This is a genomic window from Mycobacterium sp. NGS39 (genome assembly GCF_059812765.1).
Window position 1 is genome coordinate 1 of record NZ_JCALDH010000018.1, and the last position, 13,279, is coordinate 13,279.

11 protein-coding genes and 1 pseudogene are annotated in these 13,279 nt (G+C 68.3%); 5 read left to right on the top strand and 7 right to left on the bottom strand.

Translation table 11 applies throughout. From position 1 onward, the window contains the following. Positions 1–216 (bottom strand): annotated as a pseudogene (locus AC5Y39_RS20250) (cell division protein PerM); the annotation flags it as partial. Between the two features lie 36 nt (positions 217–252). Continuing rightward, the gene (locus AC5Y39_RS20255; RefSeq protein WP_500019433.1) at positions 253–1,095 is read right to left on the bottom strand and encodes a DUF5336 domain-containing protein; all 843 of its coding nucleotides are present in this window, start codon (positions 1,093–1,095) and stop codon (positions 253–255) included. 245 nt (positions 1,096–1,340) lie between these two features. Here AC5Y39_RS20255 and AC5Y39_RS20260 point away from each other — a divergent pair, with 245 nt between their 5' ends. After that, positions 1,341–2,189: an LLM class F420-dependent oxidoreductase gene (locus tag AC5Y39_RS20260; protein WP_500019435.1), complete on the top strand. Its 849-nt coding sequence runs from the start codon at positions 1,341–1,343 to the stop codon at positions 2,187–2,189. Here AC5Y39_RS20260 and sucD read toward each other — a convergent pair. Then, complete coding sequence (gene sucD / locus AC5Y39_RS20265) at positions 2,186–3,088, bottom strand: succinate--CoA ligase subunit alpha (RefSeq protein WP_500019437.1); 903 nt, start codon at positions 3,086–3,088, stop codon at positions 2,186–2,188. The two genes, AC5Y39_RS20260 and sucD, sit on opposite strands and share 4 nt — an antisense overlap. A 13-nt stretch (positions 3,089–3,101) precedes the next feature. Further along, entirely contained in the window at positions 3,102–4,268 is a 1,167-nt protein-coding gene (sucC, locus tag AC5Y39_RS20270; RefSeq protein WP_500019439.1) for an ADP-forming succinate--CoA ligase subunit beta, read from the bottom strand. Positions 4,269–4,519: 251 nt separating this feature from the next. Between sucC and AC5Y39_RS20275 the strand changes: the two genes are divergently transcribed. From AC5Y39_RS20275 to AC5Y39_RS20285, 3 genes are read left to right on the top strand one after another with little or no spacing between them, the layout of a single operon-like run. Next, on the top strand, positions 4,520–5,527 hold the full coding sequence (locus AC5Y39_RS20275; protein WP_500019441.1) for a M23 family metallopeptidase: 1,008 nt from the start codon (positions 4,520–4,522) through the stop codon (positions 5,525–5,527). Positions 5,528–5,586: 59 nt separating this feature from the next. Beyond that, positions 5,587–6,216: a hypothetical protein gene (locus tag AC5Y39_RS20280; RefSeq protein WP_500019443.1), complete on the top strand. Its 630-nt coding sequence runs from the start codon at positions 5,587–5,589 to the stop codon at positions 6,214–6,216. Continuing rightward, positions 6,197–6,670: a hypothetical protein gene (locus AC5Y39_RS20285; RefSeq protein WP_500048279.1), complete on the top strand. Its 474-nt coding sequence runs from the start codon at positions 6,197–6,199 to the stop codon at positions 6,668–6,670. The genes AC5Y39_RS20280 and AC5Y39_RS20285 overlap by 20 nt, the downstream gene beginning before the upstream one ends. A gap of 223 nt (positions 6,671–6,893) precedes the next feature. Here the strand turns inward: AC5Y39_RS20285 and pcrA are convergent, their stop codons facing one another. Then, on the bottom strand, positions 6,894–9,230 hold the full coding sequence (pcrA, locus tag AC5Y39_RS20290) for a DNA helicase PcrA (RefSeq protein WP_500019447.1): 2,337 nt from the start codon (positions 9,228–9,230) through the stop codon (positions 6,894–6,896). A 253-nt stretch (positions 9,231–9,483) separates the two neighbouring features. Between pcrA and AC5Y39_RS20295 the strand changes: the two genes are divergently transcribed. Further along, positions 9,484–9,747, top strand: coding sequence for a chorismate mutase (locus AC5Y39_RS20295; protein ID WP_499906523.1), 264 nt, complete (start codon positions 9,484–9,486; stop codon positions 9,745–9,747). 7 nt (positions 9,748–9,754) lie between these two features. Here the strand turns inward: AC5Y39_RS20295 and AC5Y39_RS20300 are convergent, their stop codons facing one another. Both AC5Y39_RS20300 and AC5Y39_RS20305 read right to left on the bottom strand, forming a co-directional pair. Continuing rightward, positions 9,755–11,719, bottom strand: a complete 1,965-nt coding sequence (locus tag AC5Y39_RS20300; RefSeq protein WP_500019449.1) for an acyltransferase family protein — start codon at positions 11,717–11,719, stop codon at positions 9,755–9,757. A gap of 74 nt (positions 11,720–11,793) precedes the next feature. Further along, entirely contained in the window at positions 11,794–13,242 is a 1,449-nt protein-coding gene (locus AC5Y39_RS20305; RefSeq protein ID WP_500019450.1) for an NAD-dependent succinate-semialdehyde dehydrogenase, read from the bottom strand. Positions 13,243–13,279 lie beyond the last annotated feature (37 nt).

The window sequence follows — 13,279 nt, forward strand, 5'->3', positions numbered from 1 at the left end:
CGCCAGCTCGCGGCCGCCGATGGTCACCGGCACTTGGTGCACGCCCAGCCACATGCTCGCGATCGCGCCGAGCGCGCCGGTCATGTCGCTGTTGGCGGCGACGAGCTGGATCAGCACGACGGCGGCGATCACCAGGAGCGCCACCAGCGACGGACCGAACGCGACCGTCAGCAGGTCGCGCGCCTGGCGCTGATCCGCCGCCCCGTTGCGGTCCACTAACGGCTTAGCGGCCAACCGGGTATCGGGGCCCTTCTATGCCGGCGGCGGACCGGACGGCGACTGGTCCTGCGGGCGCACCTGCTGGACCTGCTGAGTGGGCGCCTCGTGCTGCGGCTGCTGCTCACCAAGACCGGACGTGCTCGGCGGCTGGGCGTAGGTGGGAAATCCGGTGGGCGGGGTGGGCGGACCCTCGTGCTGACCCGGACCTTGGCCGCCCTGCCCCTGGCTGTGCGCGCCGAACCCGCCGGTCGACGGGCCGCCCTGGTAGCCGCCGTACTGCTGCTGGTAGCCGTGCTGCTGCGGGTAGCTCGGCGGCGCCCCCTGCGGTCCGGTGGGCGGGCCGGACAGCTGCGGCTGGCCGTAGTAGCCGCCGTACTGCTGGTAGGGGTCGTACTTGGGCCGCGGCGCCGGCGGCGTCACCACGCCGGCGTCCAACAGCAGCGCCCCGATCGCAGCGAGGGTCTGCAGCGCCGCGAGCACCACGATGACGATCAGTGCCCAGTCGGCGGCGTCGGCGTTCTTGATCAGTTCCCAGATGGTCAGCAGGAAGCCGACGACGGCGATCGCGGTGACAACCGCGGTGTGGTTGCGCTGCTTGGGCAGCAGGGCGATCGCAGCGAACAGCGCGGCGAACAACGCCGCGATCACGCCGAGGCTCACCACGCCGGAGGGCGAGTCGCTGGACTTCCAGACCGGCCCGAAGCTGAGGAGGTATTCGGCAAGCCCCAGGACCGCAACCGCGGCCAGTAGGTATAGGGGCAGTTTGCTTGCCGCCGAGTCGGCTGACTCGGGCTTGGCGAATTGCGATGTCGCGGCGTACCCGCCGGATTGCTGCTGCGCACCCGGGTAACCGGGCGCTCCAGATGAGTAGGTCATAGCCTCTCCCGTGCTGTTGGCGGCGTCCGTTCGGTGGTCAATCGGTGGTCGTTGGATGGTCGGCCCCCACGCTAGCGCACCGACCTGAGACGCCGGGTAGTGCCGAGCCGAGGACCCTACCTTGTCGCCGAGCAGACGCGGAGTCGCATTACCGAGCGGCGATTCATGCGATTTGGTGTCTGCTCGCGGGCGAGCCGAGGACCCTGCCTTGCGGGCGCCGACTGGAACACGTTCTAATTCTCGGCATGGATTACGGTCTCGTTCTGTTCACCAGCGATCGCGGCATCACCCCGGCCGCCGCCGCGAAGCTGGCCGAAGACCACGGCTTTCGCACGTTCTACGTGCCCGAGCACACCCACATCCCCGTCAAGCGCGAGGCCGCGCATCCGACCACCGGCGATGCGTCGCTGCCCGACGACCGCTACATGCGCACCCTGGACCCCTGGGTGAGCCTGGGCACAGCCTGCGCCGTCACATCACGGATCCGGTTGTCGACGGCGGTGGCGCTGCCCGTCGAGCACGATCCGATCACGCTGGCGAAATCGATCGCGACGCTCGACCACCTGTCCGGCGGCCGCGTCAGCCTGGGCGTCGGCTTCGGCTGGAACACAGACGAACTCGCCGACCACGGAATACCGGGCAACCGGCGCCGCACCGCGCTGCGGGAGTACCTGGAGGCCATGCGGGCGCTGTGGACGCAGGAGGAGGCCTCCTACGACGGCGAGTTCGTGAAGTTCGGGCCGAGCTGGGCGTGGCCCAAACCCGTGCAGTCGCACGTGCCGGTGCTCGTCGGCGCCGCCGGTACGGAGAAGAACTTCAAGTGGATCGCCCGCAGCGCCGACGGCTGGATCACCACCCCGCGTGACTTCGAGATAGACGAGCCGGTGCGGCTGCTGCAGCAGGTGTGGGCCGACGCCGGCCGCGACGGCGCGCCGCAGATCGTCGCACTCGACTTCAAGCCGGTGCCCGAGAAGCTGGCGCGCTGGGCCGAACTCGGCGTCACCGAGGTGCTGTTCGGGCTGCCCGACCGCAGCGAGGACGAGGTCGCCGCGTACGTCGAGCGACTGGCCGGGAAGCTGGCCGCCGCCGTCTAGAGGCTCTTGAGGATCTGCCGGGCCAGCTCGGCCGTCGCCGACGGGGTCTTGCCCACCTTGACGCCCGCGGCCTCCAGCGCTTCCTTCTTGGCTGCCGCGGTGCCCGACGAGCCGGACACGATCGCCCCCGCATGGCCCATCGTCTTGCCCTCCGGCGCGGTGAAACCCGCGACGTAGCCGACGACCGGCTTCGACACGTTGGCCTTGATGTAGTCGGCGGCGCGTTCCTCGGCGTCGCCGCCGATCTCGCCGATCATCACGATCAGCTTGGTGTCGGGATCCTTCTCGAACGCCTCGATCGCGTCGATGTGCGTGGTCCCGATCACCGGGTCACCGCCGATGCCGATGCACGTGGAGAACCCGAAGTCGTTGAGCTCGAACATCATCTGGTAGGTCAGCGTGCCCGACTTCGACACCAGCCCGATCGGGCCGGTTCCGGTGATGTTGGCCGGCGTGATCCCGGCCAGCGCCTCCCCCGGCGTGATGATGCCCGGACAGTTCGGCCCGATGATGCGGGTCTTCGCACCCCTATTGAGGTTGTACTGCCACGCAAAAGCGGTGTCCTGCACCGGGATTCCCTCGGTGATCACTACCAGAAGCGGTATCTCGGCGTCGATGGCCTCGATGATCGCGTCCTTGGCGAACTTCGGCGGCACGAAGACGACGGACACGTCGGCGCCGGTCTCTTTCATCGCTTCGGCGACCGTGCCGAACACCGGGAGCTCGACGTCGTTGTCGTCCTTGTCCTTATGGCTGACCGCCGTGCCGGCCTTGCGCGCGTTCACGCCGCCGACCAGCTGGGTGCCGGCCTTGAGCATCCGCGCGGTGTGCCGCGTGCCCTCAGCGCCGGTGATGCCCTGGACGATGACCTTGCTGTCCTTGTTCAAAAAGATCGACATAGCAGTGGTCCTTTCAGGCGCTCGCGGCCATTTCGGCGGCCTTGTCGGCGGCGCCGTCCATCGTGTCGATTTCGATCACCAGCGGGTGGTTGGCCTCGGCCAGAATCCGCCGGCCCTCGTCGACGTTGTTGCCGTCCAGCCGCACGATCAGCGGCTTGGTCGCAGCGTCGCCCAGGATCTTCAGCGCGTTGACGATCCCGTTGGCGACCTCGTCGCAGGCAGTGATGCCGCCGAATACGTTGACGAACACCGACTTCACCTGCTCGTCGCCCAGCACCACGTCCAGCCCGGCCGCCATGATCTCGGCCGACGCGCCGCCGCCGATGTCCAGGAAGTTGGCCGGCTTGACGCCGCCGTGCTTCTCGCCGGCGTAGGCGACCACGTCGAGCGTCGACATCACCAGGCCGGCGCCGTTGCCGATGATGCCCACCTGGCCGTCGAGCTTGACGTAGTTGAGGTCGTGCTCCTTGGCCTTGAGCTCCAGCGGGTCGGTGGCGTCGCGGTCCTCGAACTCGGCATGGTCGGGGTGACGGAAGCTGGCGTTGGCGTCCAGCGTGACCTTGCCGTCGAGAGCCAGGATCTGGTCGTCGGGCGTGCGCACCAGCGGGTTGACCTCGACGAGCGTTGCGTCCTCGGCGACGAACATCTCCCACAGCTTCAAGATCGTCACCGCGGCGGCGTCGAGCACCTCGGCGGGCAGGTGACCTTGCTCGGCGATCGAGCGGGCAAACGCCTCGTCGACGCCCTTGGTCGCGTCCACCGGCACCTTGGCGAGCCGGTCCGGCTTGGTGGCGGCCACTTCCTCGATCTCCATGCCGCCCTCGACCGAGCACATCGCCAGATACGTGCGGTTCGCGCGGTCCAACAGGAAGGAGATGTAGTACTCCTCGGCGATGTCGCTGGCTTCGGAGACCAGCAGCTTCTTGACGACGTGACCCTTGATGTCCAGGCCGAGGATGTTCTGCGCGTGCGTGTACGCCTCGTCAGGTGTCGCCGCGTACTTGACACCGCCTGCCTTGCCCCGGCCACCGGTCTTCACCTGGGCTTTCACCATCACCGGCTTGCCGATTTCCTCAGCGATAGCTTTGGCCTCTTCGGCCGTCGTGGTCACGCGGCCGGGCGTCGTCGGGACGTTGTGCTTGGCGAACAGCTCTTTCGCCTGATACTCGAAAAGATCCATCGGCTCACTGTCTGTCGGCGGACGGGTTTGGGCTCAGCTGTGCGGGTCTGGCTCGGTGGGAACTTTATCGACACGCGCCGACGCGCTCCTCACCGCATGCCATCCATGTGGTCGACGTCACCGCCGCTGCACGTGATTCAAGTCACAAAAGGCGACGTTCCGGTGGTCTCGGTTTGCTCAAACCGTCAGCGGTTGGTTAACGTCTGCCGGAGCCAGATAACGTTTCGGTCACGGCGTAAAGGTTTCCCAGATTGGCCCAGCACCGCTTGTCCCGATCGTCATTGCGAACCACGACGAACGCTCGGAGCCGCTGGATCGACCCTCTAGACACCGAAGTCACCGACATCATCCCGTTCAACGAGTTCGGCAGCCTCGACGACGTCGAATTCCGTGAGAATGCCGCCTTCGACGCCGACTGGCAGGTGCTGCGCGCTCCCGAACTGGACGACCTCAACGACACGGACAACCTGACGCCGCTGCGTCTCGCGGTGCCCAGAGAGTTCCGCGCCGACCCCGCCGAAACCCGGGTGACTGCCCCACCGGTCCGGGGCCAGCATCGTAAAGATCCGACGTCGGGCAGCGTGGTCAAGGGACGGCTGCTGATCGCAGCGATGGCCACCGGCGCCGCCGCTGCCGCTGCCCACGCCGCCGTGCAGAGCTCCCACACCAGGTCCACCGACACGGTGCTGGCCGCCGACAGCACGTCGATGTCCGGCGCGACCGTCGAAACCGCCCGCAGCGGCGTGCAATTGGTGACGGTGACCCCGGCGGCCAGCTCGTTCGTCCACAGCGAGGAACTGGCGCGCGGCGCCGCCTACGCGCAGGAACGCGCCGACCGCGAGGCCCGGCTGTCACGGCCGCTGTTCGCGATGCCGACCCACGGCATCTTCACGTCCGGGTTCGGCTACCGCTGGGGCGTGCTGCACGGCGGCATCGACATCGCGAACTCGATCGGCACGCCGATCTTCGCGGCCTCGGACGGGGTGGTGATCGACGCAGGTCCGGCCGCTGGCTTCGGCATGTGGGTGAAGCTGCGCCACGCGGACGGCACCGTGACCCTGTACGGCCACGTCAACACGGTCAACTGCACCATCGGCGAGCGGGTGATGGCCGGCGACCAGATCGCGACGATCGGCAACCGCGGCGATTCCACCGGCCCGCACCTACACTTCGAGGTGTTGCTCAACGGCACTCAGCGCACCGACCCGGTGCCGTGGCTGGCAGCGCGCGGCATCAACCTCGGCGCGCTGACCCCCTGAGCAGTTGACATCCTCCGACGAGCCGTCGGGCCAGGAGCCGTCGAGCTTTCGCGAGCGCAGTGAACCGTCCGACGAGGGCTGCACCGGGATCATCCGCCGGCATCCGACCGGGCCTATCCCCCCGGCCGGACGCGGGGGTCAGCGACGAGCCGCTGAGCGACGACACCCGCACCAGCATCATCCGCCGACAGCCACTGCCCGGCGCGGAGTCTGACGAGCCGGCGACCGGTGTGGTGCGGCCAGCGCCCGTGCGCATCCCTGGCCAGGCCTATCTGCCGAGCAGCGCCACCGCCGTGGCCGCCTCGACGGTCAGCATTCTCAGCGGCTGGGCAACCTCGGTGGTCGCGACCGCGTTGATCACCGGCTGGTGGCGCACGGACCGGTTGTTCTGCGTGGGCGTCGGGTTCCTGACGGCCGTGTTCGGCGCCGCCACCATCACCGGAGTGATTGGGTTGCTGCTGCGCCGGCGCGTCGGGGTCTACCTGTCTGTGGTGGCCGCGGTGCTCGCGCTACTGATCTTCTCCGGCATCTTCGTCGCGGGCGCGCACATGGCCGGAATCCTCAGAGCCTTACCGGTGCTGCCGGTGGCGACGATCGCGCTGGCTGTCGCGCCCGCGACCAGGCGCTGGACAGCGGATTTCGGTGCGCAAAACGACGCTCCGCGTACGTTTGCGCACCGAAATCGCTGAAGCTGGCTATCCGGCGCCGACGCAGCCCACACCGTTCGCGCATGCGCTGGCCCCACCGGGGCCCGCGTTGGCATTCGCGCCAGGCACACCGACGTTCGCGCCCGCGGGGCCGGCGTTCGCATTCGCGCCAGGCACATCGGCGTTGGCGCCCGCTGGCCCGGCGTTCGCGCTGGACCCACGCGCATTTGCGCTCACACCGGCGGGTCCGGCGCTGGCATCGGCCCCGGGCACAGCAGCACTGGCGCCCGCGGGACCGGCATTCGCGCTGGCACCAGGCGCATTTGCGCTCACACCGGCGGGTCCGGCGCTGGCATCGGCCCCGGGCACAGCAGCACTGGCGCCTGCCGGTCCGGCGTTGGCGCTCGCCCCCGGCACGCTCGCGTTCGCGCCGCTCGGTCCAGCGCATGCGGTGCCCGTGCTGTCGATACAGCCAGATGGGCCACCGGCCAGATAACCCGCCGCATTGACAGGCGCCGACTCGTTCCACATCAGCCCCGCAACCGGAGCCGCGAAAACTGCTGTCGTCGCCGCTGCGGCAATCAACGCTCGTTTCATCGCATCTTTGGTGATCAATGTGCGCTCCCCTCAGCCGAAGTTGACCATGTCGTACCCGATGTCATCGGCGCGAAACCCGAGAAACCAACTTCCTGACGGCACCGTGCGGCCCCCCGAAACCGCTAGAGCTTCTGCAGCGGAGCGTGGTTGTGCATCAGCTTGACGCGGCCGGCGCTGCCGAAGTCGATCAGCGACATCGCCGATTCGCCCACCCCGGAGACTTCCTCGACGCGGCCCAGGCCGTACTTGTCGTGGCTGACCCGGTCGCCCGGCTCGAGCACCAGCAGCGGCCGCTTACCCGCCGCCGCGCGCGACGGCGAGGGCCTGCGCATCTCGGCACCACCGAACCGGCCCGCGCCAGAGGCAGTCGTCCCCGCCCAGGCGCCTCCGGTGACCGGTGCGCTGCGCGACGGCACTGGGTCCGTTCTGCGCCAGTCGATCAGATGCTGCGGGATCTCGCGCAGGAACCGCGACTCCGGGTTCATCATCGGTTGCCCCCACGACGACCGCACCTTCGCACGCGTGACGTACAGCCGCTGACGCGCCCGGGTGATCCCGACGTACGCCAGCCGCCTTTCCTCCGAGAGCTCCGCCGGATCGCCGAGCGCACGCATGTGGGGGAACATGCCGTCCTCCCAGCCGGTGACGAACACGACGGGGAACTCCAGACCCTTGGCGGTGTGCAGCGTCATCAGCGTCACCACGCCGGCACCGTGTTCGGGAATGTCGTCGGCGTCGGCCACCAGCGATACCCGCTCCAGGAACGCGGCCAGCGCTCCGGTCTCGGGCACGTCTTCGTCGTCGTCGTTGCGTAGTGCCGCGGCGTTGGCCAGATCGATGCTGAATTCGTGTGCGACACTTACCAATTCATTGAGGTTGTCCAGCCGGGCCAGGTCCTGCGGATCATTGGACGCCTCCAGCTCGGCGCGGTAGCCGGTACGGCTGAGCACCGCCTCCACCAACTCACCGAGTTCGTCGTCGAGCCGAGAGCGCAAGTCGTCCATCATTTCGACGAACGCGGCGATCGCCTTCTCGGACCGGGTGTTCAGCATCGGCACCCGGCCCTCGGCCGCGGCCTGCAGCGCCTCGTTGAAACTGCAGCCGGTGTTCTCCGCGTACACCGCGACGCACGCTTCGGCGCGGTCACCGATGCCGCGGCGCGGCGTGTTGAGGATCCGGCGCATGCTCACCGAGTCGCCGGGATTGTCGAGCACCCGCAGATAGGCGACGACGTCGCGAATCTCCTTGCGTTCGTAGAACCGGACGCCGCCGACGACCTTGTACGGGATGCCGGCGCGGATGAACACCTCTTCCAGCGAGCGCGACGAGTTGTTGGTGCGGTAGAACACCGCGACGTCGTTGTAGGTGATGTCGCCACGATCGGCGAGGCGGTCGATTTCGCTTGCGACGAACGCAGCTTCGTCGTGCTCGTTGTCGGCGACATAGCCGACGATCAGCTCTCCCTCACCGGCGTCGGTCCACAGCCGCTTCTCACGGCGGCCGCTGTTGTGCTTGATGACGGAGTTGGCGGCGGTCAGGATGTTCTGCGTCGACCGGTAATTCTGTTCCAGCAGAATGGTTTTCGCGTTCGGGTAGTCGCGCTCGAACTCCTCGATGTTGCGGATCGTCGCACCGCGGAACGCATAGATCGACTGGTCGGCGTCGCCGACCACGCACAGCTCTGCGGGCGGCACGTCGTCGTCGCTTTCCGTGCCGGCCAACTCGCGCACCAAGACGTACTGCGCGTGGTTGGTGTCCTGGTACTCGTCGACGAGGATGTGACGGAACCGCCGCCGGTAGTACTGGGCGATCTGCGGAAAGCGTTGCAGCACAGCCACCGTCTCACCGATCAGGTCGTCGAAGTCCAGCGCGTTGGCGGCCCGCAGCCTGCGCTGGTATTCGGCGTACACCTCGGCGACGATGCGGTTGAGGTCGTCGCCGCTTTCCGAGACGTCGGCGGCCGCCTGCTCGGGATCGACGAGCTCGTTTTTCAGGTTGGAGATGCAGTTGGCCAGCAGCCGGGGCGAGTACCGCTTGGTATCCAGCCCCATGTCCTTGGCGATCATCATCAGAAGCCGCCGCGAGTCGTCGGCGTCGTAGATCGAGAAGTTGGAGTTGAGACCCTTGATCAGCGACGCCTGGTTGCGAAGGATCCGCACGCACATCGAGTGGAACGTCGACACCCACATGGCGCGAGCCCGCGGGCCGACGAGCGCGGTCACCCGCTCGCGCATTTCCGCGGCGGCCTTGTTGGTGAACGTGATCGCGAGGATCTGGCCGGGGCCGACGTCGCGCGCCGCGAGCAGATAGGCGATGCGCCGGGTGAGCACCGCGGTTTTGCCCGAGCCGGCGCCTGCAACAATGAGTAGTGGCGAGCCCTCGTGCAGCACCGCTTGGCGCTGTTGAGGGTTCAGGCCGTCGAGGAGTTCGTCGGTCTGCGAGCTGAGTTGCGCAGTCATGTCAGCCTCAATTTACCGCTGAGTTCTGACATTCATGTGCGCGGCATGGCGAGTTCGTGGCACACTCGACACATGCTCTACAGGCGGCGATTTTGCTATGGGTATACCTCAGGGGTGCCAAGAGCATAACCGCACTTCAGAGCCCCGAAGTCGCACTAGCGGGTCCCGGGGTTCGGCTCTTGCGGGGGGCCGGAGAAGGAAGTGATCCGCAAACAAGAGCAAACTGGCAGCAATAAGGGGGAGGGGAGTTACTATGACGATCGACATCGAAATGACGCCGGAGATCGACGAGCTGCGTCATGAAATCGACCAGCTCGACGCCGAAATCCTGGCCGCGGTGAAACGTCGTACCGAGGTTTCGCGCGAGATCGGCCGGGCCCGGATGGCCCACGGCGGCACCCGCCTGGTGCACAGCCGCGAGATGAAGGTGATCGCCCGCTACAGCGAGCTCGGCCCCGAAGGCCGTGAGCTGGCGATGCTTTTGCTGCGGCTGGGCCGCGGACGGCTGGGGCGCTAGCACCGAGCTACCTCGGCGCCAGAGCGTCGAGCAGCCACGGCGTCAGCCACTTCACCGCCTCCGCGGTCGGGTGCACCCCGTCGCTACGCATCCTGATGCCGTCGACCTTCGTGGTGTAGTAGCCGCCCGGACTCAGCTTCTTGTTCAGATCCAGCACCCGCGCATTCGGGAACTGCCCAACTACGTTGCGCACCAATGCATTCCAGTTGTCGATCCGACTGGGCTGATCCTCCGGGTACAAGCTGCCGTCCGCTTTCTCCGCCCGCCGGTTGTACGGCTCGGTGGTGACCACCACCCGCGCGCCCGTCGACCCGAGCACCGTCAGCGCCTGACGCAACTCCCCCGTCAGGTACGCGTCGAAAGCCGGGTCGCCGACGTGGGTCCAGCGCCCGTCGTGCATCCGGTCGATCGTCTCCCAGCGCCCCACCACCAGCAGCACCACGTCCGGCTTGTCCACGGCGACCTGGCCGCCCCAGCGGCTCGGCCAGGATTCGCATTCCGGCTTCGGATTGCCCGATTCGGCCGAGTAACGGAACGGTCCGCCCCGCACGATGCCGCAGCCGACGAGCGTGTGGTTGACGAACGTGTATCCCGGAGTCGGCGGCAGATAGCGCATCAGCGTCCAGCCGACCGAGTCGCCGAACACCGACACCACCCGCCCGCGGTCAGAGGCCTGTTGGCGGGCCACCACCACCGGCCGCTCCAGCGGTGACTGCACGGCCGCGGCGGTCGACACGTCGTTCTGCGACGGCAGCACCGACGCCGGCACCACCACGACCGTCAGCGCGATCGCCGTTGCGACCGTCGCACCGGCCAGCGCCAGCAGCGGCACCCGCACCGGCCGCCAGCGCCGGATCGGCTGCTCCACCACCCGCCACGACACGTACGCCAGCGCCACTGTGACCGCGCACCGCAACGCGAACAGCCCCGCGCCGGACCAGCCAGTGCGCTCGCCGTTGAGGAGCAGAAACACCGGCCAGTGCCACAGGTACACGCCGTAGGAGATCGCGCCGAGCCACACCAGCGGCTTGACCGAAAGCAGCCGCGCGATCGCACCCTGCTGGTCCAGCGCCACCGGCGCGATCACGGCCACCGCAGCGACGGCGACCAGCAGCAGCATGCCGTGCCGGAAGTCGCCGACGGTTCCGGTGGCGTCGTGCACAGCCACCGCCAGCCCGGCCAGCCCCAGCACCGGCAGCACCCGGGCAACCCAGCGCGCCCACCCCGACCGGACGACGAAATGCCCGCCCGTCAGTGCCGGCCAGTTGCGCACCAGCAGCGCCGACGCGGCCGCGCCGATCAGCAGCGCCTGCGCTCGGGTGTCGGTGCCGAAGTAGACGCGGTTGAGCCCGTCGTCGGAGGCCATGACGACCGAGGCGGCGGCCGACGCGATCGCGCCCGCGGTGGCGAGCGCGAACACCGCGAGGTGGACGGTGTTCTGCATGAGCAGCCGCCGACGTTTGCGGGCCAGCGCGGCCAGCACGGCCGCCACGGCCAGCAGCAACAGCGGCCAGACGATGTAGTACTGCTCCTCGACGCCCAGCGACCACGTGTGCTGCAGCGGAGACGGTGTGCCGCCTTCGGTGAAGTAATCGGTGCGGCGGGCGATGAAGCTCCAATTGGCCACCCAGACGAACGCGGCGACGGCGTCGTCACGCAACCGCGCGACGGCGTCGGCCGGGAACATCGCGCTGACCGCCGCGACTGCGAGCACCATCAGCACCAGCGCAGGCAGCAGGCGTTTGGCGCGGCGGCGCCAGAAGGCGGGCAGGTCGATGCGGCCCGTGAAGTCGAGCTCGTCGAGCAGCAGCGACGTGATCAGAAAGCCGGACAGCACGAAGAACACGTCGACGCCGACGAATCCGCCGGCCACGCCGGGGATGCCACCGTGGCTGAGCAGAACCAGCGCGACGGCGATCGCACGGACGCCGTCCAGCGCGGGGATACCGGCGCGTCGACGGGGCTGTTTCACCGGGAAGAGCTTAGGTCGATTCGGCCCTCGGACCCGGTTGCGCAACGCCGCCTCTTGCCGACAGCCGGCGGCGGCTACTTCGGAAGCGCGATGTACTTGGTTTCCAGGTACTCCTCGATGCCTTCGAAGCCGCCTTCACGGCCGAAGCCCGATTCCTTGACGCCGCCGAACGGCGCGGCCGCATCGGAGATCACGCCGCGGTTCACCCCCACCATGCCGGATTCGATGGCCTCCGACACCCGCAGCGCCCGGTCCAGCGACTTGGTGTATATGTACGCGGTGAGGCCGTATTCGGTGTTGTTGGCCGCGGCGATGCCCTCGTCTTCAGTGTCGAACCCGGTGATCGGCGCGACGGGGCCGAACACCTCCTCATGCAAGATGCGCGCGTCTGCGGGCACGTCGGTGAGCACCGTCGCCGGGTAGAAGTGGCCGGGCCCGTCCGGTGCCTTGCCGCCGACTGCGACCGTCGCACCGCGCGACACCGCATCGTCGACCAGCTCTTCGACCTTCTGTCGCTGGTCGGCGTTGATCAGCGGGCCCAGCGACGCCGACGAGTCCAGGCCGTTGCCCAGCGTGAACTCGCTCATCCGTTTGACCAGCTTCTCGGTGAACTCCTCGCGGACCGCGTTGGCGACGTGGAACCGGTTGGCCGCGGTGCAGGCCTCCCCGCCGTTGCGCATCTTGGCCAACAGCGCGCCCTCCACGGCCGCGTCGACGTCGGCGTCGTCGAACACCACGAACGGCGCGTTGCCGCCGAGCTCCATCGACATCCGCAGCAGCTTGTCGGCGCCCTGCTTCACCAGCGCCTTGCCCACGCCCGTCGAGCCGGTGAACGTCAGCTTGCGCAGCCGGCCGTCGTCGATCAGCGCACCTGTCACCGATTTCGCGTCGGTGGTGGGCAGCACCGACAGCACGCCCTTGGGCAGCCCGGCCTCGTCCATCAGCTTGGCCAGCAGCAGCATGGTCAGCGGCGTCTCTTGCGCGGGCTTGACGATCATCGTGCATCCGGCGGCCATCGCCGGCCCGATCTTGCGGGTGCCCATCGCGAGCGGGAAGTTCCACGGGGTGATCGCGTAACACGGGCCGACGGGCTGCTTGGTCACCAGGATGCGGCCGCTGCCGGCCGGGCTGGGCGCGTAGCGGCCGTGGTAGCGGACGGCCTCCTCGGCGAACCAGCGGAAGAACTCGGCGCCGTAGGTGACCTCGTTCTTGCTTTCGGGCAGCACCTTGCCCATCTCGAGGGTCATCAGCGTGGCGAAGTCGTCCGCGCGGGCGGTGATCGACTCGAACACCGCGCGCAGGATCTCGCCGCGCTCGCGCGGCGGCGTGGCGGCCCAGTCGGCTTGCACGCCCGCGGCGACGTCGAGGGCGGCTTTGGCGTCGTCGGCGGTGGCGTCGGCGACCGAGACCAGCACGTGGTCGTCGGAGGGGTCTTTCACATCGAAGGTGTTGGCTGCCTTGCGTTCCTCACCGCCGATCCACACGCCGGTGGGCACGGACGACAGCAGCTTGTCGGTATCCATAGTCAGACATTTACTCCTTTGACCGTCCGGGCGCATT

Bases quoted from the DNA above. Each gene is read 5' to 3' on its own strand.
- AC5Y39_RS20255 (WP_500019433.1), bottom strand. From the start codon at position 1,095: ATGACCTACTCATCTGGAGCGCCCGGTTACCCGGGTGCGCAGCAGCAA.
- sucC (WP_500019439.1), bottom strand. From the start codon at position 4,268: ATGGATCTTTTCGAGTATCAGGCGAAAGAGCTGTTCGCCAAGCACAAC.
- sucD (WP_500019437.1), bottom strand. From the start codon at position 3,088: ATGTCGATCTTTTTGAACAAGGACAGCAAGGTCATCGTCCAGGGCATC.
- AC5Y39_RS20295 (WP_499906523.1), top strand. From the start codon at position 9,484: ATGACGATCGACATCGAAATGACGCCGGAGATCGACGAGCTGCGTCAT.
- AC5Y39_RS20260 (WP_500019435.1), top strand. From the start codon at position 1,341: ATGGATTACGGTCTCGTTCTGTTCACCAGCGATCGCGGCATCACCCCG.
- AC5Y39_RS20305 (WP_500019450.1), bottom strand. From the start codon at position 13,242: ATGGATACCGACAAGCTGCTGTCGTCCGTGCCCACCGGCGTGTGGATC.
- pcrA (WP_500019447.1), bottom strand. From the start codon at position 9,230: ATGACTGCGCAACTCAGCTCGCAGACCGACGAACTCCTCGACGGCCTG.